The sequence below is a fragment of the Pelagimonas sp. genome, from assembly GCF_058892305.1.
This window is the reverse complement of record NZ_JBZXVN010000032.1, coordinates 95,474-121,345: the sequence shown is the minus strand read 5'-3', so window position 1 is coordinate 121,345 and position 25,872 is coordinate 95,474. Positions and strand designations below refer to the sequence as shown.

General features: G+C 56.9%; 31 protein-coding genes. 14 read left to right on the top strand and 17 right to left on the bottom strand.

All coding sequences use genetic code 11. The annotated features are described in order from the left end of the window. Nucleotides 1–31 precede the first annotated feature (31 nt). Nucleotides 32–955, bottom strand: a complete 924-nt coding sequence (gene choX, locus AC5EFR_RS14140) for a choline ABC transporter substrate-binding protein (protein WP_299922806.1) — start codon at nucleotides 953–955, stop codon at nucleotides 32–34. 146 nt (nucleotides 956–1,101) lie between these two features. Here choX and ade point away from each other — a divergent pair, with 146 nt between their 5' ends. After that, a complete protein-coding gene (gene ade, locus AC5EFR_RS14135) occupies nucleotides 1,102–2,796 on the top strand; it encodes an adenine deaminase (protein WP_493576432.1) in 1,695 nt (564 codons plus the stop codon). 73 nt (nucleotides 2,797–2,869) lie between these two features. Here the strand turns inward: ade and AC5EFR_RS14130 are convergent, their stop codons facing one another. Continuing rightward, entirely contained in the window at nucleotides 2,870–4,045 is a 1,176-nt protein-coding gene (locus tag AC5EFR_RS14130) for a lytic murein transglycosylase (RefSeq protein WP_493576431.1), read from the bottom strand. 181 nt (nucleotides 4,046–4,226) lie between these two features. Here AC5EFR_RS14130 and AC5EFR_RS14125 point away from each other — a divergent pair, with 181 nt between their 5' ends. Beyond that, nucleotides 4,227–4,589: a response regulator transcription factor gene (locus tag AC5EFR_RS14125; RefSeq protein WP_493576430.1), complete on the top strand. Its 363-nt coding sequence runs from the start codon at nucleotides 4,227–4,229 to the stop codon at nucleotides 4,587–4,589. A 2-nt stretch (nucleotides 4,590–4,591) separates the two neighbouring features. On the opposite strand, the gene AC5EFR_RS14120 is transcribed toward AC5EFR_RS14125, so the two are convergent. The 7 genes from AC5EFR_RS14120 to def (AC5EFR_RS14090) all read right to left on the bottom strand — a co-directional run bounded on the left by AC5EFR_RS14120 (nucleotide 4,592) and on the right by def (AC5EFR_RS14090) (nucleotide 8,804). Next, entirely contained in the window at nucleotides 4,592–5,581 is a 990-nt protein-coding gene (locus tag AC5EFR_RS14120) for a glutathione S-transferase family protein (RefSeq protein WP_493576429.1), read from the bottom strand. 144 nt (nucleotides 5,582–5,725) lie between these two features. Beyond that, nucleotides 5,726–5,962: a GlsB/YeaQ/YmgE family stress response membrane protein gene (locus AC5EFR_RS14115; RefSeq protein WP_493576428.1), complete on the bottom strand. Its 237-nt coding sequence runs from the start codon at nucleotides 5,960–5,962 to the stop codon at nucleotides 5,726–5,728. Nucleotides 5,963–5,965: 3 nt separating this feature from the next. After that, nucleotides 5,966–6,202: a hypothetical protein gene (locus AC5EFR_RS14110; RefSeq protein ID WP_299922504.1), complete on the bottom strand. Its 237-nt coding sequence runs from the start codon at nucleotides 6,200–6,202 to the stop codon at nucleotides 5,966–5,968. A gap of 100 nt (nucleotides 6,203–6,302) precedes the next feature. Further along, nucleotides 6,303–7,214, bottom strand: a complete 912-nt coding sequence (gene fmt / locus AC5EFR_RS14105; protein WP_493576427.1) for a methionyl-tRNA formyltransferase — start codon at nucleotides 7,212–7,214, stop codon at nucleotides 6,303–6,305. Nucleotides 7,215–7,303: 89 nt separating this feature from the next. Beyond that, nucleotides 7,304–7,801 carry a peptide deformylase gene (gene def, locus AC5EFR_RS14100; protein ID WP_493576426.1) on the bottom strand — a complete coding sequence of 166 codons (498 nt, stop codon included), beginning with the start codon at nucleotides 7,799–7,801 and terminating at the stop codon, nucleotides 7,304–7,306. Beyond that, on the bottom strand, nucleotides 7,798–8,289 hold the full coding sequence (def, locus tag AC5EFR_RS14095; RefSeq protein ID WP_493576425.1) for a peptide deformylase: 492 nt from the start codon (nucleotides 8,287–8,289) through the stop codon (nucleotides 7,798–7,800). Before def (AC5EFR_RS14095) ends, def (AC5EFR_RS14100) begins: the two co-directional genes overlap by 4 nt. Beyond that, nucleotides 8,286–8,804, bottom strand: a complete 519-nt coding sequence (gene def, locus AC5EFR_RS14090) for a peptide deformylase (RefSeq protein ID WP_493576424.1) — start codon at nucleotides 8,802–8,804, stop codon at nucleotides 8,286–8,288. The genes def (AC5EFR_RS14095) and def (AC5EFR_RS14090) overlap by 4 nt, the downstream gene beginning before the upstream one ends. 198 nt (nucleotides 8,805–9,002) lie before the next feature. Between def (AC5EFR_RS14090) and AC5EFR_RS14085 the strand changes: the two genes are divergently transcribed. Beyond that, the gene (locus AC5EFR_RS14085; RefSeq protein WP_493576423.1) at nucleotides 9,003–10,178 is read left to right on the top strand and encodes a MalY/PatB family protein; all 1,176 of its coding nucleotides are present in this window, start codon (nucleotides 9,003–9,005) and stop codon (nucleotides 10,176–10,178) included. 29 nt (nucleotides 10,179–10,207) lie between these two features. Here the strand turns inward: AC5EFR_RS14085 and AC5EFR_RS14080 are convergent, their stop codons facing one another. The 5 genes from AC5EFR_RS14080 to ispH form a co-directional block, all read right to left on the bottom strand. After that, nucleotides 10,208–10,825 (bottom strand): trimeric intracellular cation channel family protein, encoded by a 618-nt coding sequence (locus AC5EFR_RS14080; protein ID WP_493576422.1) that lies wholly within the window; start codon nucleotides 10,823–10,825, stop codon nucleotides 10,208–10,210. A gap of 30 nt (nucleotides 10,826–10,855) precedes the next feature. Then, on the bottom strand, nucleotides 10,856–11,317 hold the full coding sequence (rnhA, locus tag AC5EFR_RS14075; RefSeq protein WP_299922490.1) for a ribonuclease HI: 462 nt from the start codon (nucleotides 11,315–11,317) through the stop codon (nucleotides 10,856–10,858). Further along, nucleotides 11,310–11,897 (bottom strand): class I SAM-dependent methyltransferase, encoded by a 588-nt coding sequence (locus AC5EFR_RS14070; protein WP_493576421.1) that lies wholly within the window; start codon nucleotides 11,895–11,897, stop codon nucleotides 11,310–11,312. Before AC5EFR_RS14070 ends, rnhA begins: the two co-directional genes overlap by 8 nt. After that, nucleotides 11,897–12,511 (bottom strand): LysE family translocator, encoded by a 615-nt coding sequence (locus AC5EFR_RS14065; protein ID WP_493576420.1) that lies wholly within the window; start codon nucleotides 12,509–12,511, stop codon nucleotides 11,897–11,899. Before AC5EFR_RS14065 ends, AC5EFR_RS14070 begins: the two co-directional genes overlap by 1 nt. 379 nt (nucleotides 12,512–12,890) lie before the next feature. Further along, nucleotides 12,891–13,838, bottom strand: coding sequence for a 4-hydroxy-3-methylbut-2-enyl diphosphate reductase (ispH, locus tag AC5EFR_RS14060; RefSeq protein ID WP_493576419.1), 948 nt, complete (start codon nucleotides 13,836–13,838; stop codon nucleotides 12,891–12,893). A 149-nt stretch (nucleotides 13,839–13,987) separates the two neighbouring features. Here ispH and AC5EFR_RS14055 point away from each other — a divergent pair, with 149 nt between their 5' ends. Beyond that, nucleotides 13,988–14,458, top strand: coding sequence for a c-type cytochrome (locus AC5EFR_RS14055; protein WP_493576418.1), 471 nt, complete (start codon nucleotides 13,988–13,990; stop codon nucleotides 14,456–14,458). 124 nt (nucleotides 14,459–14,582) lie between these two features. Here the strand turns inward: AC5EFR_RS14055 and AC5EFR_RS14050 are convergent, their stop codons facing one another. Further along, a complete protein-coding gene (locus AC5EFR_RS14050; protein ID WP_493576417.1) occupies nucleotides 14,583–15,155 on the bottom strand; it encodes a LabA-like NYN domain-containing protein in 573 nt (190 codons plus the stop codon). A 132-nt stretch (nucleotides 15,156–15,287) separates the two neighbouring features. Between AC5EFR_RS14050 and folK the strand changes: the two genes are divergently transcribed. From folK to rnc, 10 genes are all read left to right on the top strand, one after another. Then, a complete protein-coding gene (gene folK, locus AC5EFR_RS14045; RefSeq protein ID WP_493576416.1) occupies nucleotides 15,288–15,848 on the top strand; it encodes a 2-amino-4-hydroxy-6-hydroxymethyldihydropteridine diphosphokinase in 561 nt (186 codons plus the stop codon). Nucleotides 15,849–15,925: 77 nt separating this feature from the next. Then, complete coding sequence (gene rpoZ, locus AC5EFR_RS14040) at nucleotides 15,926–16,279, top strand: DNA-directed RNA polymerase subunit omega (RefSeq protein ID WP_493576415.1); 354 nt, start codon at nucleotides 15,926–15,928, stop codon at nucleotides 16,277–16,279. A 31-nt stretch (nucleotides 16,280–16,310) separates the two neighbouring features. After that, nucleotides 16,311–18,449: a RelA/SpoT family protein gene (locus AC5EFR_RS14035; protein WP_493576414.1), complete on the top strand. Its 2,139-nt coding sequence runs from the start codon at nucleotides 16,311–16,313 to the stop codon at nucleotides 18,447–18,449. A gap of 15 nt (nucleotides 18,450–18,464) precedes the next feature. Further along, nucleotides 18,465–19,103, top strand: coding sequence for a DUF2062 domain-containing protein (locus AC5EFR_RS14030; RefSeq protein WP_493576413.1), 639 nt, complete (start codon nucleotides 18,465–18,467; stop codon nucleotides 19,101–19,103). A 90-nt stretch (nucleotides 19,104–19,193) separates the two neighbouring features. Further along, on the top strand, nucleotides 19,194–19,946 hold the full coding sequence (locus AC5EFR_RS14025; protein WP_493576412.1) for a pyridoxine 5'-phosphate synthase: 753 nt from the start codon (nucleotides 19,194–19,196) through the stop codon (nucleotides 19,944–19,946). A 15-nt stretch (nucleotides 19,947–19,961) separates the two neighbouring features. Continuing rightward, complete coding sequence (locus tag AC5EFR_RS14020) at nucleotides 19,962–20,396, top strand: ABZJ_00895 family protein (protein WP_493576411.1); 435 nt, start codon at nucleotides 19,962–19,964, stop codon at nucleotides 20,394–20,396. Nucleotides 20,397–20,465: 69 nt separating this feature from the next. After that, the gene (locus tag AC5EFR_RS14015) at nucleotides 20,466–20,912 is read left to right on the top strand and encodes a hypothetical protein (RefSeq protein ID WP_493576410.1); all 447 of its coding nucleotides are present in this window, start codon (nucleotides 20,466–20,468) and stop codon (nucleotides 20,910–20,912) included. 12 nt (nucleotides 20,913–20,924) lie between these two features. Then, a complete protein-coding gene (acpS, locus tag AC5EFR_RS14010; protein WP_493576409.1) occupies nucleotides 20,925–21,353 on the top strand; it encodes a holo-ACP synthase in 429 nt (142 codons plus the stop codon). A gap of 111 nt (nucleotides 21,354–21,464) precedes the next feature. After that, nucleotides 21,465–22,301: a signal peptidase I gene (gene lepB / locus AC5EFR_RS14005; protein ID WP_493576408.1), complete on the top strand. Its 837-nt coding sequence runs from the start codon at nucleotides 21,465–21,467 to the stop codon at nucleotides 22,299–22,301. After that, nucleotides 22,298–22,975, top strand: coding sequence for a ribonuclease III (gene rnc / locus AC5EFR_RS14000; RefSeq protein WP_493576407.1), 678 nt, complete (start codon nucleotides 22,298–22,300; stop codon nucleotides 22,973–22,975). The genes lepB and rnc overlap by 4 nt, the downstream gene beginning before the upstream one ends. Nucleotides 22,976–22,990: 15 nt before the next feature. Here rnc and AC5EFR_RS13995 read toward each other — a convergent pair whose 3' ends face one another. Next, nucleotides 22,991–23,512: an acyloxyacyl hydrolase gene (locus AC5EFR_RS13995; RefSeq protein ID WP_493576406.1), complete on the bottom strand. Its 522-nt coding sequence runs from the start codon at nucleotides 23,510–23,512 to the stop codon at nucleotides 22,991–22,993. A gap of 326 nt (nucleotides 23,513–23,838) precedes the next feature. Continuing rightward, nucleotides 23,839–25,872 (bottom strand): oxidoreductase, encoded by a 2,034-nt coding sequence (locus AC5EFR_RS13990; RefSeq protein WP_493576405.1) that lies wholly within the window; start codon nucleotides 25,870–25,872, stop codon nucleotides 23,839–23,841.

The window sequence follows — 25,872 nt, the reverse complement described above, 5'->3', positions numbered from 1 at the left end:
ATATCGAGCGACGGGTTGAAGAGGTCTAGGGTTAGAGACCCAGCGCGCCTTTGACAGCGGCCATGGAGTCGCCACCGTCCTTGGTGGTCACACCGGCCAACCAACCGTCAAGCGTGGCTGGGTTTGCCTTGAGCCACGCGGTGGCGGCGGCGTCAGGCTCTTGGCCATCGTCCAAAATGGCACCCATGATTTCGTTTTCCATAGCCAGCGAGAATTCCAGGTTGGTCAACAGAGCGCCCACATTAGGGCATTCAGCGACGTAACCGGCGCGGGTGTTGGTGGCCACGGTGGCACCACCCAGATTCGGGCCGAAATAATCATCACCACCGGTGAGGTAAGTCAGGTCATAGTTGGCGTTCATCGGATGTGGTTCCCACGCGAGGAAAACAACCGGCTCACCTTTGTTGTCGGCACGGCCAACTTGCGCCAGCATGCCCTGCTCTGAGCTTTCTTTGACATCAAAACCCGTCAGGCCAAAGGCGTCAGCCGCGATCATGTCCATGATCAGGCGGTTGCCGTCGTTGCCCGCTTCGATGCCGTAAATGGTTTCTTCCAGCGCGTCACCGGCTTTGGCGATGTCGGCGAAATCTTTGATGCCGAGTTCGGCACCGGCGGCATTGGTGGCCAGCGTGTATTTTGCGCCGGTCAGGTTGGTGCGCACGGTGTCAACGGTGCCCGCTTCGCGGTAGGGGGCGATATCGGCTTCCATGGTTGGCATCCAGTTGCCAAGGAATACATCAACGTCGCCCTTGGCCATCGAGGTATATGTCACCGGCACGGACAGCACCTTGATGTCGGTCTCATAGCCTAGCGCCTGCAAGACAACGGTTGTCGCGGCGGTGGTGGCGGTGATGTCGGTCCAGCCCACATCCGAGAAAGTCACGCTGTCACAGCTGGCGGATGCGGTGCCTGCGGCAACGATCAGCGCCAGTGTCGATGTGGTCAATTTTGTCATGGTCATTGTTTTATCTCCCTGGGCGTTTTATTTTGACTGGTCAGTCAATCAACGCAGTTTCCATTAAAAAAGCAACATCAAGTTTGACCTGCCCCTCAAAAGCGGCAGTTTAGAACCCAATGGCGTCATAAAGGGACACTTAGACCATGAACACACTGGTGAACAGGATCGCACAAGGCCGGGGCGATGAAATTGCCGATAAAGTCTTGCGAGGCGGTAAAATTCTCGACCTGATCACTGGCGAGCTCTTGACTGGGGACGTGGCGATATGCGGCGATCGCATTGTTGGCGTGTTCGAAGACTATGCCGCCCATGATGTCATAGATGTGAGCGGTACCATTTTGGTCCCTGGCTTTATCGACACGCATTTGCATATCGAATCGTCTTTGGTCACACCGTTTGAGTTTGATCGCTGTGTCGCCCCGCGCGGGGTGACGACCGCGATTTGTGACCCACATGAGATCGCCAATGTGATCGGCGCGGCGGGCATTCGCTATTTCCAAGAGGCCTCGCAACACACTCTGATGGACATCAAGGTTCAGCTGTCATCCTGTGTGCCGTCTACCCATATGGAGACTGCCGGGGCCGCCCTTTCGGCAGAAGATTTGGCCCCGTTGCGCGACCACCCCTCGGGCCTTGGGTTGGCCGAATTCATGAACTACCCCGGTGTCATCCACCGTGATCCGGGATGTTTGGACAAGCTGGCCCTGTTTGAGGATGGTCATATTGATGGGCATTGCCCGCTTTTGTCGGGCAAAGACCTGAACGCCTACATCGCCGCAGGCATTCGGACCGAGCACGAAGCAACATCGGCCGAGGAAGCCTTGGAAAAACTGCGCAAGGGTATGCGGGTGCTGATCCGCGAGGGGTCGGTTTCCAAGGACTTGCACGCCTTGCAACCGCTTCTGAGCGAACGCACATCGCCCTATATGTGCCTGTGTACGGATGACCGAAATCCTCTCGACATCGGGGAACACGGCCATCTTGATTACATGATCCGCGAGCTGATCCGCCTTGGTACGCCGCCCTTGGCCGCCTATCGCGCCGCGTCTCTTTCCGCCGCCGAGGCCTTTGGCCTGAAAGATCGCGGAATGATCGCTCCGGGCAAGCGCGCCGACATCGTTGCGATTGATAGCCTTGAGGGCTGTCATGCCCAGCTTGTTCTGGCAGGTGGGGTTGTTGTGAACGACGCCACGTTCGCCGCCCGAAAGGAAATCGCCCCGATTGGGCGCAACTCCGTAAAGGCCCCAAAGGTCCAGGCCGCGAGTTTTCGAACCCGCGCAAACCGGGTTGAAACCGATGTGATTGGCATTCGCGAAGGGCAAATTCTCACAGATCATCTCCACGAAGACATTCCGATCGAAGATGGCGATAAACGCCCCGATGTCACCCGTGATCTGGTGCGCATTTCCGTTGTCGAACGGCATGGGAAAAACGGCAACATCGCCACCGGGTTCGTCAAAGGGTTCGGATTGCAGGCCGGGGCAATTGCCTCAACCGTTTGCCATGATCACCACAACATTGCCTGCGTTGGCGTCGACTATGAGGACATGGCGGTTGCCGCCAATCGCTTGGGCGAGATTGAAGGTGGGTTCGTTGTTGTAAAGGGCGGCAAGGTTTTGGCCGAATTGGCACTGCCGGTTGCCGGTTTGATGAGCCTTCTGAGCTTTGAAGAGGTGCGCGACAAGCTGGTCGATCTGCGCAAGGCGGCGCGCGATCTTGGCGTCACACTCGAAGAACCGTTCTTGCAACTGGCCTTTTTGGCGCTCCCGGTGATCCCCGCTTTGAAGATCACCGATCGCGGTATGGTCGATGTGACTCGCTTCGAAATTATTGGCTAAGGGTCAGGCTGGGCGCTGAAATTCCGTACACGGAATTTGCAAAAGTTTTGCAAAACTTTTGGTCGCGCCCGCCTCACAGCCTGTTCAGCAAATCCACCGTTGGCCAAGCGTCAGCCGGTAGTCCAAGTTTGACCTGAACATCGCGGACCGCAGCGCGTGTCCCCGCACCCAAGATCCCATCGACCTTGCCCACATCATAGCCCATGCCTTGCAGCTTGGTTTGCAGGGTTTTCATTTGATCCCCGGTAAGGCCTTGTTTTGGGTTGCCGGCGTCATAAACCGGGGCCCCTTCGAGACGCGTGCCAAAATAAGCGGCGGTCAGAACATAGGTAAAGCTTTGGTTCCACTCAAAATAGACATTGAAATTTGGGTAAGCCAAAAAGCTTGGCCCCCCGCGCCCTTGCGGCAACAAAATGGACGAGGCCAACCGTCCGTCATCCAAAACCCCCTGACGGGCGCGCACGCCCATTTGTTCCCATTCCGCAACCGTATGCGTTGTTTGCAACCCGGCCTTGGACCAATCAAACCCGTCGGGCAGTTCCACCTCTTGCAGCCATGGCTCACCCGGTCGCCAGCCCAGATGCGACAGCATTTTCGCCCCAGACAACAAGGCATCCGCCGGAGAGGTTTTGAGAGTCACACGCCCGTCACCATCGCCATCGACACCGTTTTCCAGAATGTCCTTGGGCAGCATTTGCACCATGCCGATCTCACCCGCCCAAGCGCCGGTGGTTGTGTCGGGGTCAAAATCCCCCTGTGCATAAAGAGACAGGGCCGAAAACACCTGGGGGCGGAAAATTTCGGGACGGCGACAGTCATGTGCCAAGGTCACCAGCGCATTGGCCGTGTTGAAATCCCCCTGAAACGACCCGTAATCGGTTTCAAACGCCCAAAAGGCCAGCAAAACCCCGGGCGCAATACCATAGTCGGTTTGGATACGATCAAAGACCGACGCATAGGTGCGCCCCATCTGACGCCCTTTATCCAAGCGGTTTTGGCTGATCAGCTTGCGCGAAAAGGTGATGAACGGGTCCTGAAAAATACCCTGCCTGCGATCCGCTTTCAAAACGCTCGGGCTATGCTGAATACCGTCAAAAAACCGCCGGGTCATATCGGGATCATGCCCACTGGCCACGGCCTCTGCCGCCATATCCGTTTTGAATTGGGCAAAGCCGCCCCCACAGGGAACATCTTGGGCCGAGACGGCTCCTGCCATCACGATTCCTGCTATCGCTACCAGTTTGCGCATCACATCCTCTTTTTTCATTTATTGTTCAGACTATCAGCAGGTATTTGCGCGGCAAGGCACATTCCCGCTCAAGCACAAATTTGTTCTCCATTTGTTCAAAATCTTTACGTGGCGGTTAACTCTTTGTTAGGGATTCTGAAAGAAACGTAACGCCACATTGACTCGTATCCAGGAGGCCCACTTGAACGTACTGATAGTGGAAAGCCAAATTCCCCTCGCCAACCTTTGGCTTCGTCACCTGGAACGACTGGGGGCCGAGGTGTGCATTGCCAGTTCGCAAGAACAGGCAACCGATCTGATCACCGAAACCGACTTCGATGTCATTGTTTTGGATCTCGTCCTGCTAGAAGGCAGCGCGCTCGCCGTGTCCGATTTCGCCCAATATCGGCGCCCTCAGGCGCGCGTGGTTTTTGTGACGAACTCCTCCTTTTTCTCGGATGGGTCGATCTTTCGGCATTGCGCCAATGCCTGCGCCTTTTTGCCCAGCACCACGCCACCAAGTGATCTGGCGACGATGGTCGAGCATTACGCGCAGGTTCATTAACGTCAGACCTCGAACCGCAGCTCGCGCCCATGCGGTTCAGCGAAATCCAACATTGGCCCCGCTGGAATGATCCGATGCGGGTTAATTGACGGATGACTATAGTGATAGTGGCGGCTGATCTGATCAAAATCCACTGTTCCGGCGACCCCCGGCCATTGATACAACTCGCGTAGATAGGCCCAAATATTGGGGTAATCGACGATCCGCGCCCGATTGCATTTGAAATGGCCGTGATAGACCAGATCAAACCGAACCAGCGTTGTGAACAACCGCCAATCGGCTTCGGTCAGGCAATTGCACATCAAATAGCGATGCGCCGACAGCCGTTCTTCCAGCCACTCCAACGTCTCAAACAAAGGCTCTATCGCCTCATCATAGGCCGCTTGTGTCGTCGCGAACCCGGCCTTGTACACGCCGTTATTGAGCGTGTGATAGATACGCTCGTTGACCAGCTCAATCTCATCCCGAATCTGTTCCGGCCAATAATCCTCGGTGTTGCCGGTCAGGCCATCAAAGGCGCTATTGAACATGCGAATGATCTCAGAGGATTCATTGGAAACGATAGTTTCCAGTTTTTTGTCCCACAAAATCGGCACCGTCACCCGCCCTGACGCCATTGGATTGGCCTTGAGGTAAATGTCACGGGCAAACGGCACACCGTAAAGCGTATCGCCTGATCCGCCCAAGTCGTCGCTTTGAAATGTCCAACCGTCTTGCAACATATCCGGGTGCACGGTGGACACCGTGATGATCTCCTCCAAACCCTTCAGAGCGCGGAAGATCAGGGTGCGGTGTGCCCAAGGACAGGCCATGCTAACATAAAGATGATAGCGCCCGGTCTCTGCCTTGAACCCGGCATCGCCCGTCGGCCCGGCGGATCCATCGGCGGTAATCCAATGACGATATGCCGAATCTTGTCGGACAAAGCGGCCTTTGTTTTTGCCCGTGTCATACCATTGGTCGTGCCATTCGCCGTCGATCAACAGGCCCATTTCAAACTCCTATCTGCTGTTGAGAAAGAGGTAACCGCTGTTGATCCGTGCGCAAATAGCCAGCCGCGCGCAGCTTTGGCGCGCCATCGCACAAAACGTTTGCGTGATCCGGCCGAAAGCACCGCCCGAAATCATTGGCTGAAATCACCGGCCGGTGTAGGACTTCCAGATATAGATCAAAAGCATCGCGCCCAATACGGCCCCAACAAGGCCCGCAAAAGCCCCCAGAACCGACAAGACGAACCTCAGAAGCAACCCACCAATCAACGCCCCGGCAATGCCGATACCAACAGTTTGCAACACACCGGTCTCAACCTTCATAAACCGTGTCGCCAAAAACCCGGCAGCCGCGCCGATAATCACCAAAAAAACAACTGACATGGCTTATTTCCTCCAATGCGTCGGGACAATGATCAACGCGCCAATCGAAGCCGCAATTGCATTCAGGCCCGGTGATCGAAACCCAAGCCCAAACATCAATTGCACAAAATAGGCCAAAAAGGCCCCACCAATACAGATGATGATGCTTTGCAAAATACCGTTATGGGTAAAACGGCTACGCTCCGAGGCATAGCCAACAATCCCGGCAATCACGACGGTGCCAATCAGGGTCGGGAACATGGGGGCCTCTTTGCGTTTATATGCCTGTTCTGCGCGTGACTTTAATATAGGAAGGCTTGGACGCAATCCCTATGACACGACCAAGGGGAAAGAGCGTGTCTCACTCCCCTAGTATTGTCCCCGTGGCCACCGGGTTGCCGCGCAAAAACACCTCGGCATCTTGCGCGCCTTTTCCGGCCCGCTGGGCCCGGGTGATGTGGACTGCACCCATTCCACAGGCAATGGTCAAACTGTCGTCAAGCGCTTGCCCCGGTTGCCCAGCCCCATCAACGACACGCGCGCCCAACAATTTGATGCGCTGACCGTTTTGCAGGGTCCAAGCACCGGGAAATGGTGACAAGCCGCGAATTTGGCCCGAAATTTGATCGGCACTCCGGGACCAATCAATCGCGGCCTCGGCCTTGTCGATCTTGGCGGCATAGGTCACGCCGTCCTCGGGCTGTACCTCTGGCACCAGATCGGGCAAGTGATCCAATGCCTCGCAAATCATCCGAGCGCCCATTTCCGACAACCGGTCATGCAAGCCGCCGGTGGTTTCTTCGGCCCCAATCGCCGTTACTTCGCGCAGCAAAACCGGCCCGGTATCAAGGCCCGCTTCCATCTGCATGATGCAAATGCCGGTCTCACCGTCGCCTTCTATGATAGCCCGATGAATGGGGGCCGCCCCGCGCCAGCGCGGCAGAAGCGAGGCGTGGATATTCAAACATCCCATTTTGGGCGCGTCCAAAATCACCTGTGGCAAGATCAATCCATAGGCCACAACCACAGCGACATCAGCTTCAAGCGCGGCAAAGTCGGCCTGCTCGGCCTCGCCCTTCAGGGACACGGGATGGCGCACCTCGTACCCCATCGCCGCGGCACGCGCATGAACGGCTGTGGGTCGGTCTTTCTTGCCGCGCCCGGCGGGACGTGGCGGCTGACAATAGACGGCGGCAATATCATGCCCCGCGTCGGCCAAAGCATCGAGCACAGGCACAGAAAAGTCCGGGCTTCCCATAAAGATCACACGCATCCGCTCACCTTTTCATCTCGCCAAATAAACTCCGGGGTGAATTGGCCGTTGGGCCCAAAGGGGCTGGCCCCTCCACCGGTTGAAAACCGCTACCGCGCCAGTTTCTGCGCCCGTTTGATCAACCGATCCCGTTTGACCTTGGACAGTTTGTCAAAATACATCTTGCCGTTCAAATGGTCGATCTGGTGCTGGACCGAGGTGGCCCAAAGCCCGACAAAGTCACGCTCAACCATATCGCCGTTGTGATCCATAAACCGCACCGTCACCGCGCGGGGGCGGTCAATTGGGGCCGAGACCCCCGGTAGGTTAGGGCTGGCTTCTTCATGCATGCGCAATTGCACCGAGGCGTGCAAAACCTCTGGATTGGCCATGCGGATCGCCTGCCCGCGTTCATCCGAACAATCCACCACCGCAAGGCGCAGCATCTCGCCAATTTGCGGCGCACCGAGGCCAACGCCCGGCATGGCATCCATGCTTTCGATCATGTCGATCCAAATCTGGCGGATGTCATCGGTGATCTCGGTCACAGGCTCGGCGACGGTCCGAAGGCGCTTGTCAGGCCATTGCAAGAAAGGGCGCACAGTCATGTCAAAGCCTCGTATTCTTTCAAAATTCGGGTGCGAAAGTCCTGCGACACCCGATCAAAATGCATCTTGCCGTCTAGGTGATCCAACTCGTGCTGGGCACAAATGGCCGCGAACCCTGTGAGTGTCTCGGTAAGACGTTCACCGTCGGCATTTGTATAGCGCAGCTCGATTTGCGCCGAGCGTTCAACATCAACCAAAACACCGGGCATCGACAGGCAGCCTTCGGGGCCAATCACTGTGTCAACTGACGCAGCCACGATCTCGGGGTTAAGACAAACCATCGGCGTCTGTTCCCCATCTTTCCAGCCCACATCCATAACAAACAGCCGCTGCATCACGCCAATCTGGGGGGCCGCCAAGCCGCGCCCCGGCGCATCATACATGGTCTCGAACATGTCGCTGATCAGACCCGGATCGGGTGCGGCCACTGCGGCACAGACCTGCGACAAACAGCTATCGGGCCAAGTCAGGACCGGGCGAACACTCACACCCGTGCCCGCTCGCGTTTCAACTTCTGCATTTTGCGGGTGATCATCTGGCGCTTGAGCGGCTTGAGGTAGTCGATGAACAGCTTGCCGTTCAGATGGTCGATCTCATGCTGGACACAGGTCGCCCAAAGCCCGTCAAACTCTTCGCTTTGCGCCTTGCCGTGCTGATCCATCCACTGCACCTGAACCATCTTTGGGCGGGTGACTTCGGCATATTGATCCGGGATCGACAAACAGCCCTCTTCATAGACATTGATCTCATCCGAGCTGGCGACAACTTCGGGGTTGAACATCACCAAGGGGCGCGGCGGTCCATCCTCTTCCTTGACGCAATCCAAAACGATCAGGCGTTGCAAGATACCGATCTGTGGCGCAGCAAGGCCAATGCCCGGCGCATCATACATGGTTTCAAGCATATCATCGGCCAGTTTGCGCAATTCGTCAGAGGAATCAGCAACCGGGTCGCATAGCTTTTTCAGGCGCGGGTCGGGGTGGATGAGGATAGGACGTTTCATGGCCTCTCACTTAGGCAAATCCAACCCAATGCGCAAGCCAGCCCCCTTGCACCTGCTGCAAATACCGCTAGCGTCGGGCGCAACAGTAACCCCTTTCCCACCCGCCGCGGCACGCTCCAAATTCCGTGCACGGAATTTGCAAATTTCATCAATGAAATTTGGGACAAGACGCGGCGTGGGGCACAACAAGGACCCGACATGAGCCGCTTTGACGAAGAGATCGACCGCTTTGGCACCCATTCCGTAAAATGGGACATGATGGAGAAAATCTATGGCGTTCCTGCCAAGGATGGTTTGTCCATGTGGGTGGCCGATATGGATTTTCGCCCGCCCGCCTGCGTCCAAGACGCTTTGCAAGCCATGCTCGACCACGGCGTCTACGGCTATTTCGGTGACGACAGTGCCTATCTGAACGCCATTTGCTGGTGGATGGAAAACCGGCATGGTTGGAAAGTCGACCCCAAGTCGATTTTCACCACACACGGTTTGGTCAATGGCACTGCTATGTGTGTTCAAACCTACACCAACGCCGGTGATGGTGTTGTCCTATTCACCCCGGTCTATCACGCCTTTGCCCGCGTGATCCGTGCCGCCGGGCGCGAAGTGGTTGAATGCCCATTGGCCCAGCGTGATGGCCGCTATGAAATGGACTTCGACGCCTATGATTCGATGATGACCGGCAATGAGCGCATGGTTATCCTGTGCTCACCCCATAACCCCGGTGGCCGCGTCTGGACCCGCGCCGAACTTAAAGGCGTTGCCGAATTTGCCCGGCGTCACAACCTGATACTGGTCTCGGACGAAATTCACCACGATCTGGTTATGCCCGGCAACTCCCATATCCCGATGACCCTCGTGGACGACAACGTTTTGGAACGTCTGGTGATGCTCACCGCCACCACCAAAACCTTTAACGTCGCCGGAAGCCATGTCGGCAATGTCATCATCCCCAACGAAGACCTACGTGCGCGTTTTGCGGCCACGATGGCCGGCATGGGGATGTCGTCCAACTCCTTTGGCCTGTTTATGGCCACCGCCGCCTATTCCCCAGAAGGCGCGGAATGGGTGGATGAATTGGTTCAATACCTTGATGGCAATCGCAAAATATTTGATGCCGCCGTCAACGCCATTCCGGGCTTGGCCTCGATGGACATGCAATCCACCTACCTTGCTTGGGTCGATTTTGACGGCACAGGCATGACCCGCGACGAGTTCACAACCCGCGTGCAAAAAGACGCCCGGATTGCCGCCAACCTTGGGCCGACCTTTGGTTCGGGGGGCGAAAGCTTCCTGCGGTTCAATTTTGCGACACCGCGCGCCCGTGTGATCGAAGCTGGTGAACGTCTGCAAAAGGCCTTTGGCGATTTGCAATAAGACGGGGGAATTCCCAACTTAATCCTCACTTAATCCTGGCGGGGTGGTCGCGGCTTATACGTTGGCATCGACCACCCCCAAACCAGTGACCCGGCGCGCAAGGCAAAGGTGAGACAGGCACATAGCAAGCTCGCCATCGACACGCCGACCATTGGGGCAAACAAAAGCGCCAATGACCCAACCAAACAGCAGGTCACATAAAGCTCGCCCTGTTTGAGCACCAAAGGCACCTCATTGGCGACAACGTCACGCATCAATCCCCCGGCGCATCCCGTTGCAACGCCCATAACCAAAATGATCGTGCCGGGTTGCCCCATCGCCTGAGCAACGCCCGCCCCGGCGGCCACCGCAACGCCCAGCGCGGCCGCGTCAAGCCATAGGATCGCGCGATACCGGCTTTCGAGCATATGCGCCGTAAAAAACACCAAGATCGCCGCGCCACAGGCCACGGCCAGATAGGTCGGGCTATCAATCCAAATCGGGGTGCGATCAAGCAGAAGGTCGCGCAAGGTGCCGCCCCCCAGCCCCGTCAAACAGGCAAAGAACCCAAACCCAATCAGGTCAAGCTGGGCACGACTGGCCACCAAGGCTCCGGTCAAGGCAAAGACCAAAACCGCCGCGTGGTCGAGTATTGAGATTACGGTCATGCCCTGTCCCTCGCGCTCTTTTCGGGCCTCTTAGGATTTGCCGGGTTTGAACGGTGCCATGCCTTCGCGCGCCAACTCGTCGGCGCGCTCGTTTTCGGCGTGGCCCGCGTGGCCCTTGATCCATTTCCAGGTCACGTCGTGGCGCACCTGCGCTTCGTCCAGCCGCTGCCATAGGTCGACATTCTTGACCGGTTTCTTGGCCGCGGTTTTCCAGCCATTGCGCTTCCACCCATGGATCCAACCGGTCACACCGTTTTTAACATAGGCGCTATCGGTCACAACGGTCAAAGACGACGGTTTGGCCAATGTTTCCAAGGCCATGATCGCCGCCATCAATTCCATACGGTTGTTGGTTGTTTCGGCCTCACCGCCGTTTAGCGTGCGCTCTTTGAGGATGCTCTCGCCATCCTTGGCAAAGAGCAAAACACCCCAGCCACCGGGGCCGGGATTCCCAGAGCAAGCTCCGTCAGTATAGGCATAGAGATCAGGCATAAGCGGTCATCAAAATATAAGGGTCATCGGTTCCAGCAAGGCCTTTGCCCGTGCCGCGAACCGCTTCAATAGCAGTGAACCCAGACTGTGCAAGCCTCTCGCGCAACTCCTCTTCGGAATAGTAGCTATAAAACCGGCCCAGCGCGTCGCGTTCTTCGCCTTGGCCAAGTTTCATGCCCAAGAACAGCACACCACCGGGGCGCAAAGCGCGGTGCACCGCCGCCACATGGCGCGGAAACTCGGTTCGCGGCGCATGAAGGAGTGAGAAGCTTGCCCAGACCGCATTATATGCGGCCCGTTCGGTCACATCGTCAAAACGGCCCAGCCGGGCGTCGACGCCCAACGCCTTGGCGGCGGATACAAATTCCGGTGTCGCATCTAGCGCTGTGACTTGGTGACCGGCCTCCATCATCTCGGCGGCCTGCAAACCGGGGCCACATCCCAAGTCAAGAATATGCGATTGCGGCGGCAGTTTTCCCAAGAACCCCGCCAAAGCCTCGGCTTGGGTGCCCGTCACCGGAACAGACACGTATTCGTCAACCCGTTCACCATAGACGTCGAGGGTGGTCTTATCCGTCATCAGGCGCGTTCCAGCGCCAAACGCCCAGCCAAAGCAGCAAAGACAGCCGCAAAGGAGCGGTTCAACCACCGCATCACCCGCTCGCTTCCCAACAACCATCGCCGGGCCAGAGATGCAAAAGCCCCATAGGCCGCAAAAATCCCAAAGGTCATCGCCATAAACACCCCGCCCAACACGGTCATCTCAAGGCTTGCGGTTGCCGGGTTGCCGGACAGGAACGGCGGCAAAAGAGCAAGGAAAAAGATCGACAGCTTTGGGTTCAAGATGTTGATCAACGCGGCACGGCGGGCGATGCGCCAAGCCGGTTCGGCGCTCTTTTCCGCACTTAGGCTAAGCGCGCCACCCGAGCGCAGGCTTTGCCATGCCAGCCAGAGCAGATACGCCACCCCGGCAAATTTCACGATGTTGAAAGCGACAGCAGAGGCATGCAAGACCGCCGCCAAACCCAAGGTCGCAGCAAGCAAATGCGGAACAATTCCAAGCGTACAGCCAAAAGCCGCCGCCAGAGAGGGGCCACGCCCCTGCCCCAAACCAATTGCCAGTGTATATAGAACGCCGGTGCCCGGCGCGAGAACCACAACAAATGCGGTCAATAGGAACTGTAGTGAAATCATCAATCGCCTCCCGAACGTTAGACCTAACGTACGGTGGCGCAAGGAATTGCCAAGTCTTTTTCTGCAGTCTTCCCCACGCTGCAGCACCGAAGATGACAAACAGGCGGACACCCCCGCCCCAATTGATCACAAGGATGCCCTATCAAGCTCCTTATCGGGTATCACAGGGTTTACGCCCCTGTGATCATGTCGCCCCTCCGGGGACGGCGGCGATCTTCTCTTTTTCAACGCGCCATACCAACGGCGACCTATCCCCTTCCCCCACAAGCCTGTCGCTGATGCGGGCGCTCCCTGTGCGCGCGCCAAGCCACCCCGATTTGTTCGGAGCGCAGGGGCGGGCGGGTGGGCTGTGCTGCGAAGAAAGCGGGGTGGCTTGGGTCTAGGCTTTTTGGCGCAACACCCGTGGCACTTTGAACTCAACGTTCTCTTCGGCGGTTTCCACCAGCTCGACGCGCAGATCAAACCGCGCCCGAAAGGCATCTATCACCTCTTCAATCAACACTTCTGGCGCAGAGGCCCCGGCCGTAATCCCCACCGATCCGATATTCCCTAAAGCGCGCCAATCAATGTCGGTGGCCCGCTGAACAAGCTGCGCATAGTCACAGCCATTCTTGCGCGCCACTTCAACCAAGCGCTTGGAGTTTGACGAATTGGGGGCCCCCACCACCAGCAAGGCATCACAATCCGGTGCAATGGCTTTGACCGCCTCTTGGCGGTTGGTGGTGGCGTAACAAATGTCTTCTTTGTGCGGCCCAACAATCGCCGGGAACCGTTTGTTCAACGCCGCGACGATGCCTTTGGTATCATCCACCGACAAAGTGGTTTGCGTGACAAAGGCCAAACGCGCGGGGTCGCGCACCTCAACCGTCTCAACATCGGCTTCGGTCTCAACCAACAAGACCTCGCCATCGGGCAACTGGCCCATGGTGCCGACGGTTTCGGGATGTCCCTCATGGCCGATCATAATCATCTGCAACCCGGCTTCGGCATGGCGTTGCGCTTCGATATGCACTTTGGACACCAGTGGACAGGTCGCATCGACAAAGACCATTTCACGCCGCGACGCCTCCGCAGGTACCGATTTCGGCACCCCATGGGCGGAAAAGATCACCGGGCGATCATCGGGGCATTCTTCAAGCTCTTCGACAAACACCGCCCCTTTGGCGCGCAGATCATCGACGACATATTTGTTGTGCACGATCTCATGGCGCACATAAACCGGAGCGCCCCACTTCTCGATCGCCATTTCGACAATCTTAATCGCCCGATCAACACCTGCGCAAAAGCCGCGCGGTGCCGCGAGGTATAAGGTCAGAGCTTGGGTCATGGCGTCACTCCTAAACGTCATCCTGTTCAAAACGACCTATAGACAATGTGGGTGCATCGTCCAGCCCGACAACCCAACGATGTCACGTTTTCGTGTCTTGACCTTCCACCGACTGGAAGACCGATCACCGATCAAAAAAGGACAACTCTATGACCCGAACTTTGCGCTTTTCTCTTGTTGGGTTGGCCGTTATCGGCGGCATCGCCACAGCGGCCTATCTTTGGCAAAGCAAACCTGCGAACGCCAATGGGCTTTTGCCCTATCAAGACGCTGACCGCATCGCCAAGGGCGCAAAAATCTACGAAGACGCCTGTGCCTCTTGTCACGGGGATCAATTGCAGGGTGAACCCAATTGGCGCGAACGGGACGCAGACGGCTATTTGCCCGCGCCGCCCCATGATGAAACCGGGCATACATGGCACCATCCGGATGGGCAATTGATCCAGATCGTCGCGTTGGGAACAGAAACCATCGTTGGCAATGGCTATCAATCCAACATGATTGGGTTTGCCGACAGTCTGGAACCGCAAGACATTGTCGATGTTTTGGCCTTTATCAAAAGCACATGGCCCGATCATGTCATCCTTCGCCATAACGACATCAACGCGCGCGCCAAATAATCGCCCCTGACGAGATCGTCGCGACAACCAGCCAACTGCCACGACAAAGGCCGCCCAGAATTCTGAGCGGCCTTGCGTTGTTCACAAGGGCAACCCTCATCCCCATGAGGCTGCCCTTGGCGGTTTATTGGCCCGTTGCCACTTCAAAGTTGCGCTCAATCGGATTCTCACGCGGCGGGCGCCCGATGACGTCGCGCAGCTCATCCAACTCGATGAAGTTATCGCACTGACGACGGAGTTCATCGGCGATCATCGGCGGCTGGCTACGGATGGTCGACACGACCGACACGCGCACACCCTGACGCTGAAGTGATTCGATAAGCGGGCGGAAATCTCCGTCGCCAGAGAACAGAACCACGTGGTCGACACGCGGTGCCAATTCCATCGCATCGACGGTAAGCTCGATATCCATGTTGCCTTTGACCTTACGACGGCCTTGGGCATCGGTGTACTCCTTGGCCGGTTTGGTGACCATGGTAAAGCCGTTGTAGTGCAACCAATCTACCAACGGGCGGATCGGCGAATATTCGTCATTTTCGAGCAGAGCCGTGTAGTAAAAAGCGCGAACCATTTTACCGCGACGCGCGAACTCTTGGCGGAGCAACTTGTAGTCAATGTCGAATCCAAGCGCTTTGGCTGCGGCATATAAGTTCGACCCATCGATGAACAGCGCAAGCCGTTCGTCTTTGTAGAACATCGAAAAGTCCTTTCATGTAATGTAATCCGCGAAGAAGTGTGTGAGTGATGCGGATCAGATCAGATACAGTAAAGAATATGGGAACAGGTGCAAGAACCCGAACCTGTGCAAAAGGATAGACGGAACTGTTCTATGGTACAAGAATTCTTAATAGCGCTGGGGTCAAACCTCGGTGAGGGGCACAATAACCCTTTGAAAACAGTTAGAAACGCTATTCTCGAAATGGCACATGTCGGATTCACCATACGTCGCGTAAGTCGCTTTTTTGTGACACCTTGTTTTCCGGCCGGGGCCGGGCCTGACTATATCAATGCCTGTACAACCGTCGACAGCCAGCATTCTGCCCAAACAGTTTTGCAGCATCTGCACGACATTGAGGCCGCGTTTGGGCGCGAACGGGTTCAACGATGGGGCAGTCGCACGTTGGACCTTGACTTGATCGCGATGGACGACGCCGTGATGCCCTCGGATCGGGTTCATGAAGAGTGGCGCAACCTGCCGCTTGAGGCGCAAAAAATCCGTGCGCCCGATGACTTGATCCTGCCACATCCTCGGATGCATGAACGCGCTTTCGTGCTTGTTCCGCTCTGTGACATCGCTCCGAACTGGCAGCATCCGGTCTTGGGAACCACGGTGCGTGAGATGACGAACGCCCTGCCCCAAGCTTTGCGCGACGAGGTTCGACCAATCTAATCCGATTTGGCTTGTCAAGCCCTTGGAGCCACGCTAAAAGCGCAACTTCGTATACACCCAACAAAGGTAGTCGCCCCATGGCCCGCGTGACCGTTGAAGATTGCGTTGACAAGGTTCCCAACCGGTTTGAACTGGTGATGCTTGCCGCCCATCGGGCGCGCGAAGTGTCTGCTGGTGCAGCGATAACTGTGGATCGTGACAACGATAAAAACCCCGTTGTTGCCCTGCGCGAAATCGCAGATGAAACACAGTCGGTCGAAGAACTGCGTGAACGTCTGATCGAATCGAACCAGACTCAGATCGAAGTTGACGAACCAGAAGAAGACGCCATGGCGCTTTTGATGGGGGCGGAACAGGACAAGCCGCAAGACGACGACATGTCCGAAGAGAAATTGCTGCGTGCCCTGATGGAAGCGCAAGGTCAGGGCTAAGCCTGACAATTTTGGGGGATAAAGGCGCCCTATGATCGCCGCAGAAGACCTTGTTGCCCTTGTTCGCAACTACAACCCCAAGACCAACGAAAAGCTGATCCTCGCGGCCTATGATTATGGCCGCGAGATGCACGAAGGCCAGTTCCGCAAGTCGGGTGAGCCTTATTTTACCCATCCCGTCGCCGTTGCCGCCATTCTAACCGAGCAACAGCTGGATGACGCCACCATCATCACCGCCCTGCTGCACGACACGATCGAAGACACGCGTAGCACCTATACCGAAGTCTCTGAGAAATTCGGGCGTGAGATCGCCGATCTGGTCGATGGTGTGACCAAGCTGACCAACCTTCAGCTGTCGAGCACCGAAACCCAACAGGCCGAGAATTTCCGCAAACTGTTCATGGCGATGTCCAAGGACATGCGGGTGATTTTGGTCAAACTCGCCGACCGTCTGCACAACATGCGCACCATCCGCGCCATGAAGACCGAAAAGCAGATCAAGAAGGCGCGTGAAACCATGGATATCTATGCGCCGCTTGCCGGTCGTATGGGGATGCAATGGATGCGCGAAGAGCTTGAGGATTTGGCCTTTCGCGTGCTGAACCCCGAGGGGCGTAGCAGCATCATCCGCCGCTTTATCACACTGCAAAAAGAAACCGGCGATGTGATCCACCGCATCACCGGCGACATGCGCCACGAGCTTGGCAAGGTCGGGATCGAGGCCGAGGTCTTTGGTCGCGCCAAGAAACCCTATTCGATCTGGCGCAAAATGCAGGAAAAGCAGATCGGCTTTTCCCGTCTTTCCGACATTTACGGCTTTCGTATCATCACTCTGAACGAAGCGGAATGCTATGCCGCGCTCGGTGCTATCCACCAACGTTGGCGCGCGGTGCCGGGCCGTTTCAAAGACTACATTAGCCAGCCGAAATCAAACGGTTACCGCTCTATCCACACCACCGTCTCGGGGCGCGATGGCAAGCGTGTTGAGGTGCAAATTCGCACCCGTCAAATGCACGAAGTTGCCGAAACCGGTGTGGCGGCGCATTGGTCCTACAAGGATGGTCAGCGCGCCGAAAACCCGTTTGCCGTTGATCCGGCGAAATGGATTGCCTCGCTCACCGAACAGTTTGACGAAGACGACGATCACGACGAGTTCCTCGAAGCTGTCAAGCTTGAGATGTATTCGGACAAGGTGTTCTGTTTCACGCCCAAGGGCGATGTTGTGAAGCTCCCCAAGGGCGCAACGCCGTTGGATTACGCCTATCAGATTCACACCCGGATCGGCTCCAAATGTGTCGGGGCCAAGGTCGATGGCATCCGCGTGCCGCTTTGGACACGGTTGAAAAACGGGCAGTCCGTGGAAATCATCATCGCCGAAGGGCAAACACCTCAGGCGACTTGGCTCGACATTGCGACCACCGGCAAAGCCAAAACCGCGATCCGCCGTTCGCTGCGCGAAGCCAACAAAGAGCGCTATGTCAAACTCGGGGCGGAACTTGCCCGCGCGGCGTTTGAAAACAATGGCAAGAAAGCCACCGATAAGGTGCTTGAAAAGGCTGCTGCAACCCTGCGATTTGGCGACACGGATACTTTGCTTGCCCGGTTGGGCAGCGCCGAAGTCACCGCGCGCGAGGTCGTTGAAGCGGTTTACCCCGACCTAGCGATTCGCAATGAGGCCGAGATTGACGCCGGCCGCGCCGTTGTAGGCCTTGAACATGGGCAGGGATTTGCCCGTGCGGCATGTTGTCAGCCCCTGCCCGGTGAACGGATCATCGGCTTGGCACGCCGCGGCCGCGGGGTGGCCGTTCACACCATAGATTGCGGGGCTTTGGCCGATTTTGAGGATCAACCAGAACGCTGGTTAGACTTGCATTGGGCGGAAGGCAATCACCCTCCGGTTTATACGGTGACCCTCGAATTGACCATTGGGAATGACGCAGGCGTGCTGGGACGGATTTGCACATTGATTGGGGAGCGTAAGGCCAATATCTCAGACTTGAAATTTGTCGACCGGAAACCTGATTTTTACAGACTTCTGGTTGATGTTGATCTGAGAGACGCAGAGCATCTCCATACGGTGATGTCCGCAGTAGAAGCAGAAAGCAACGTCGCCTCGGTTGAGCGGCGCCGTGATCCCGCTTTGGCCGCTGCGCCTACTCCGACGGAGTGATTTGAAAGGAAGACTGTGGTCTTCAAACGACGTGACAGGCGCCCGATCTGGAAGATCGTGCTCGAGTTCTTCTGGCCGCGTGGCGGCTGGGGGCGCGCCGCGCGTTACGTCAAACACCGTCTGCACCGCCTGCCTGATCCGCCCCATCGCATTGCACGCGGTATTTTCGCCGGGGTTTTCACCACCTTCACGCCGTTTTACGGGCTACATTTTCTGACCGCCGCTTTGATTTCTTGGGCGATGCGCGGAAACTTCCTTGCCGCGATCCTGTCGACCTTTTTCGGCAACCCGCTGACCTATGTGCCCATTGGCGTTGCGTCGATGACCACGGGGACGTGGTTGCTCGGGCTGGAGAACACGGGTGAACATGGTGGTTTGGCGCATAAATTTGTCAAAGCGGGCGAAGATTTGTGGGACAACCTCGTTGCGCTTTTCAATGGGTCCGATGTCGATTGGACGGATCTTTTGATCTTTTATGACGAGGTGTTCTATCCTTACATGATCGGCGGCATCATCCCCGGTCTGATCACCGCGACCGTGTGTTATTACATCTCGCTGCCACTGATCACCGCCTATCAGAACCGTCGCAAGGGCGCCCTCAAGGCGCGGCTGGCGGCGCTACGCAAGAAAAAGGCCGACAACAACGCCAAGTGATCCGTTTAGCGGGTTGGAGCGCACAGGCTTCCCTCATATGATCAAATTCGACTCGCCATTGCGAGCCTGATTTCAGACGGGGTATCGACCATGACCAACTATGCCGGACGCTTGCGCCTTGGGGTGAACATTGACCATGTGGCCACCGTACGAAATGCCCGTGGTGGGGCCTATCCCGACCCGATCCGCGCCGCAAAACTGGCCGAGGAGGCCGGGGCCGATGGCATTACTGCCCACCTGCGCGAAGACCGTCGACACATCACCGATCCCGACATTGACGGGTTGATGGCGGCACTATCTGTGCCTCTTAACTTTGAAATGGCCGCAACGGACGAGATGCAAGCCATCGCCCTGCGCCACAAGCCGCACGCGGTCTGCATCGTGCCCGAAAAGCGGGAAGAGCGGACCACCGAAGGCGGGCTTGAGGTTGCGCGCGAAGAAAACAAGCTGGCGCATTTCATTGCCCCGCTGCGCGATGTTGGTTGCCGCGTGTCGATCTTTATCGCCGCCGATCAAAAGCAGATCGACGCCGCCAATCGCATTGGTGCACAGGTCATCGAGCTGCACACCGGGGCCTATTGCGATTTCCATGCCGAAGGCAAGTTTGACGAGCGCGATGAAGAGCTGGCCCGTTTGCGTGATATGTGTGCCTATGCGCATGCGCTGGGGCTTGAGGTTCATGCCGGTCACGGGTTGACCTATGACACGGTACAGCCCATCGCGGCCTTCCCCGAAGTGATGGAGCTCAACATCGGGCACTTCTTGATTGGCGAAAGCATCTTTCGTGGCCTTCAACCCGCCATCGCCGAAATGCGGCGTCTCATGGACGAGACGCGCACCTAACGTTTGGAGTATCTCGTGAGCATCAACCTAACCCGCTACACCGTCATCTATGTGCTGGCCATCGCCATTTTGATGGCAATTTCCATTGCTCTGGAAACCTTTACCAGCATTGAAATGCCAACCGGTGTGTCAACCGTTTTGCCGGTCATGATGGCCGCCATGCTAGAAGGGCAACGCCATGCCCGCGAAACCAAGCAGCCACTTGAATCGAGTGACGCATGGAAATCAGCGCTGGCGGCCACGGGTATCGTCATCGTGGTATCAATTTTGCTTGTCGCCGCATTCTTTGTTCTTGTTCCCGGTTTTGCCGGGCTCTTTGCGGCGCTGGGGTCGGTCGCGCTTGTGATACTTGTCGCCATCAGCCTTATCGTCGTTTTGCTCACCAATCGCTTTGCCCTAACCATGGGGGCCAAGAACGAATTGAAAGCGCAGGCCAAGCGCAACGCGTAAGGTATACCGGGCATAGCGTTTTGCCAAAGTCATGCTACCCTGCCTAAAACCCCACGTCAGGAGTTCCAGATGTTGCGCCCAATCCTAGCCGTCCTCACCCTTGCAAGCGCCCCGGCCATGGCCGCCGATGTTCAAGTCTTGGATTGTGATTGGCAGTCAAATGCTCGCAATATCGTCGAACCTTGGGAGGCCAACACCCGCACCTTTTCCAACGGCAAAACCCGCATAGCGGCGCTGGATACCATCGAACCGGCTGCGGGTTGGGCTTATGTTTTGGTTCTATCGCCGCCCTATGACGAACTAGGCAGCCGCCAATGCAAAGTGATTGGCATGAACGGCATGGGCTTTGCCGGGATGGATTTCAGCCAAATGCAAAGCAGCTATGACCCAAATCGCGGTTTGTCTTTTACCGTCCCTGTGGCTGAGTACAATTTTGACACCGGTGCCGGGGTGCCGCGCCTTTTGTGGTTTCAACTCAATCAGGCCACCGGCGCGATCCTGACCGACCTACGTTAGGCAATTCACTATATGATCATTGGAATAGGCACCGATTTGGCCAACATCGACCGGATTCAAGGTACTTTGGATCGTTTCGGAGATCGGTTTCGCAACCGGATTTTCACAGAAACCGAGCAACGAAAATCAGAGCGGCGCCATGACGTCGCCGGCACCTATGCCAAACGCTGGGCCGCCAAAGAGGCCTGTTCCAAGGCGCTTGGCACCGGGTTGCGGATGGGCATCGCCTGGAAAGACATGTCGGTGACCAACCTGAAAACCGGCCAACCGGTGATGGAAGTGACGGGTTGGGCCAAGGAGCGGCTCGATAGCCTAACCCCCGCAGGGCATGAGGCCATTATTCACGTCACACTAACCGATGACCACCCTTGGGCTCAGGCGATGGTTCTCATCGAGGCCCGCCCCATGCCAGCGAACACGCCAGAGACGCAAACAACCTGAATTCTCAGGGCAAAGCACGACGGTGAAAGCGACAATCCGGCCTAGCGCGGCTTGACTCCAACGCCGCCCCCCCGCATGAAGCGATGAGATTTTCAGGCAAGGAAGAAACGCATGTCGGCCAAGGAAAAAAAGAGCGGCGGGATCGTCGAGACGATCAAAACCGTGGTCTACGCTCTGGTGATCGCTGGTGTTTTCCGCTCCTTGTTCTTTCAACCGTTTTGGATTCCATCGGGGTCAATGAAAGACACCTTGCTGATCGGTGACTTCCTCTTCGTCAATAAAATGGCCTACGGCTATTCATATGCCTCTTGCCCGACTGTGATTATCGGCGTGTTGGGTATCAACGTCGACGCAGGCGATATCTGCGGTTGGGCAGATGGCGACAACACACGCTTGTTTGGGAACGAACCTGAGCGTGGAGATGTCGTTGTATTTCGCCACCCCGTTACCGGCCGCGATTTTATCAAACGCGTGATCGGCATGCCCGGTGACAAAGTACAGGTCAAACAGGGTCTGGTTTACATCAACGGAACCCCGGTCAAAGTAGAACGCGACGGGACCTTTGTTGAAGTCGCCGAACCACAGGGGCCCCAGCGGCTTTCGCCACGTTGTGAAAACGGCCCGGTTGGCCATGGCGGGGCCTGCGAAAAATCCAAGTTTATCGAAACCCTGCCCAATGGTCGCTCGCACAGCATTTTGAACATTGGCAATCAACCATCTGACAATACCTCGGTCTATTCCGTTCCCGAAGGTCACTTCTTCTTTATGGGCGACAATCGCGATAACTCTTCGGATAGTCGCGTACCAAACATCGTCAACGGTGTGGGTTTTGTCCCGTTCGAAAACCTGATTGGTCGGGCGGATCGCGTCATGTTCTCATCAGCTGGCACATCCATGTTATATTTCTGGACGTGGCGCAGCGATCGGTTTTTTAAAGCAGTCCAATGAAGGTTTCCGCAGATCTGATCGCCTTGCAAGACCGGCTGGGGTACACATTCTCCAAGCCCGACTTGCTGCGCCAATCGGTGACCCATAGCTCGATGTCGAGCCCAGCGCGCAGCGACAACCAGCGGCTTGAGTTTCTGGGGGATCGGGTTCTTGGCCTTGTTATGTCCGAGGCGCTTTTGCTTCATGATCTCGAGGCCACCGAAGGTGTGCTTGCGCCACGCTTCAACGCCTTGGTACGCAAGGAAACCTGTGCGGATGTCGCCCGTGAAATTGACCTCGGCGCGGCCCTAAAGCTTGGCCGGTCCGAGCAAATGTCCGGTGGGCGGCGCAAGCTGGCCCTTTTGGGCGATGCCATGGAAGCGGTGATTGCCGCGGTCTATATTGATGGTGGTTTTGACGCCGCCAAAGAGCTTATTTTGCGCCTTTGGGGCAAGCGGATCGAAAGCGTCGAAAGCGACGCCAAAGACGCGAAAACCGCGCTACAGGAATGGGCGCAAGCCCGTGGGCTAGAACCGCCGAAATACGACCAAACCTCTCGATCAGGGCCGGATCACGCCCCGGTCTTTACCATCGAGGCGCGCCTTACCTCTGGTCAAACGTCCACCGCAACGGCCGGGTCCAAACGTCAGGCAGAACAGGCCGCCGCCAAGGCATTGCTCGACAAGCTATCCTAGGGCGATGGTCAAACCTTAGTTAAACGGAATAGACATCCGAAGCTGAACGGTCTCAATACCCGGGTTTTCATCATAAATGCCGGCGTTTGACCTGTGATCATAGCTTGCCGCGAACCGCCAACCCCGGCGGTTTTCGTAGCCAAATTCAATGCCGGATCTGAATTCTAACGGCCCGCCAAGATCAAACCCACCATTGTCCAGATAAAGGCCCGGCATGGCGTGCAATTCGGTGTAAAACGGCGTGTTGCCAAAATCGAGTTTATAGGTCTGCCCAAAGCCCACCCAAACTTCGCCGTTTTCACCAACCGAGGCACCAACTGCGTTTCCAAACGGCCCAATTTTCAAGCCCAAGTCATAGCGCAGATACACTTCTGATGCAGGTCCTGCCTGGCGCTCAAGAACTTCGCCCATCGAAAAGGCAAGGCGCGGGCTATCGTGCGACCTGCCCATACAACCGTCCGCCGTTCCACAGTGGTTTGTGCTCATATCCGCCAAACCGAGAACCAACATTAGAACTGCAAAAGTACCATCAGCCATGGAATCCGCCTCCTGTTGGGTCAATCCATGGAACAGTTTTGTCCAACTGTCTAGAGACAGAGCCCACTAATTTGGGATGCATCGTTTGACAGATTTTGGTCCAGACGAGGCATGTGCCAGCCGCAAAAGTGATCTCTTTCCACGGCATATAACGCGGGCTGGGCAAAACCCACGCGCCTGATACCGCGCATTTGTCTTGCCAAGCATCTCAAATTTATGGGTCCTGCCCCTAGGCAAAGGCCGTCAAATTTCCAAGTATCGCCCTCCTCAGAGGTTGGCGTTTGCTGGCTTTGCGCACGCCCGCCAAAGCCAGTAAAAATCGCAAGCTAGGCCGCATCAAACCCGACGGCAAGACGCACGCCTTGGTCGATGGCACGCTTGGCGTCAAGTTCGGCGGCGACATCCGCCCCACCGATGACATGCACGGTTTGCCCAGAGGCCTCCAAGTCATCGGCCAAGCTGCGCTCAGACAGCTGACCGGCACACAAGATGACGTTGTCACAGGCGATCACCTCAGGGTTTTCGCGCGCCTCGCCATAAGAAATATGCAGGCCCTCATCGTCGATGCGTTCGTAATTCACGCCCGCCTTCATCTGTACGTTTTTCATCTGAAGCGCGGCGCGATGAATCCAGCCGGTGGTTTTACCCAAACGCTTGCCGGGCTTCTCTTTCTTGCGCTGCAACACCGTGACCTCTCGGATGGCGGCGTCGGGCTGTGGCCCTTCGGGGGCCAAGCCGCCACGGGCATCGGCCGGGTCGGTGACGCCCCATTCCTTCATCCATTCTGGTAGGTTTTCGGTCGGGCTTTCGTCCGTTACAAGAAATTCGGCGATGTCATAGCCAATGCCACCCGCACCGATCACAGCGACCTTTTTGCCGACCTCGGCCTTGTGGCGCAGCACGTCGATATAGCTCAAAACCTTTGGGTGATCTTGGCCGTCAATGCCGGGATCGCGCGGGGTGACGCCGGTGGCAATCACCACCTCATCATAGCCCTGCAACATCTCGGCCGTCGCCTCGGTGCCAAGCTGAACGTTCACGCCGGTTTCCTTGACCATGGTCGCAAACCAATCAACAAGGCCCCAGAATTCCTCTTTGCCCGGCACTTGCTTGGCCATGTTCAACTGACCGCCAAGCTCTTTTGCGCGATCGATCAATGTCACATCATGGCCGACCTGCGCCGCGGTCATTGCCGTTGCCAAACCCGCCGGTCCGGCCCCAACCACCGCCACCTTTTTCGGCGTGGCGACGGGGGATAGATCGATCTGCGTTTCATAGGCGGCGCGCGGGTTGACCAAACAGGTCGAGACTTTGCCCGCAAAGGTGTGATCCAAACAGGCTTGGTTACAGGCGATACAGGGCGCGATGGTGTCGGCCCGACCCGCCGCCGCCTTGGCGACGAAATTGGCATCGGCAAGGAAGGGACGTGCAAGCGACACCATATCGGCACAGCCTTCGGCCAAAACATCCTCGGCCACCTCGGGCGAATTGATCCGGTTGGAGGTGATCACCGGAATGCCAACCTTGCCCATTAGCTTTTTGGTCACCCAAGCAAAGGCGCGGCGCGGCACGCTTGTGGCGATGGTCGGAACCCGCGCTTCGTGCCAGCCGATGCCGGTGTTCAAAATCGTCGCCCCGGCCTTTTCGATTTCCTGCGCCAGCTGCACCACCTCATCAAAGGTCGAACCATTGGGGATCAGGTCGATCATGCTCAACCGGTAGATCACAATGAAATCGGGGCCAACCGCCTCGCGCACCCGTTTCACCACCTCAATCGGAAGGCGCATGCGGTTTTCATAAGAGCCGCCCCAGCGGTCAGTGCGTTTGTTGGTATGGGTAACAAGGAACTGGTTGAGGAAATAGCCCTCGGACCCCATGACCTCAACGCCGTCGTATCCGGCGCGCTGCGCTTGGGCGGCGGAATGGGCGATATCGGCGATCTGCTTTTCGATACCTTCTTCGTCTAACTCTTTGGGTGGAAACGGGGAAATTGGCGATTTCACCGGGCTTGCCGACACACATTCCGGCCCATAGGCATAGCGCCCGGCGTGCAAAATCTGCATCGCGATCTTGCCGCCCGCGTCATGAACACGGTCGGTAATCACCTTGTGATTAGCGATATCCTTGTCGGTGAAAAGCCCCGCCGCGCCGGGAAAAACGCCGCCTTCCATGTTGGGGGCCATGCCGCCAGTCACGATCAAACCAACATCACCGCGCGCCCGCTCTGCATAGAACTCGGCCACCGCGTTCCAGTCACCGCGTTCCTCAAGATTGGTGTGCATTGACCCCATCAACACGCGATTTTTCAGCGTGGTGAATCCCAGATCCAGCGGGGCAAGCATATGCGGGTAGTGGCTCAT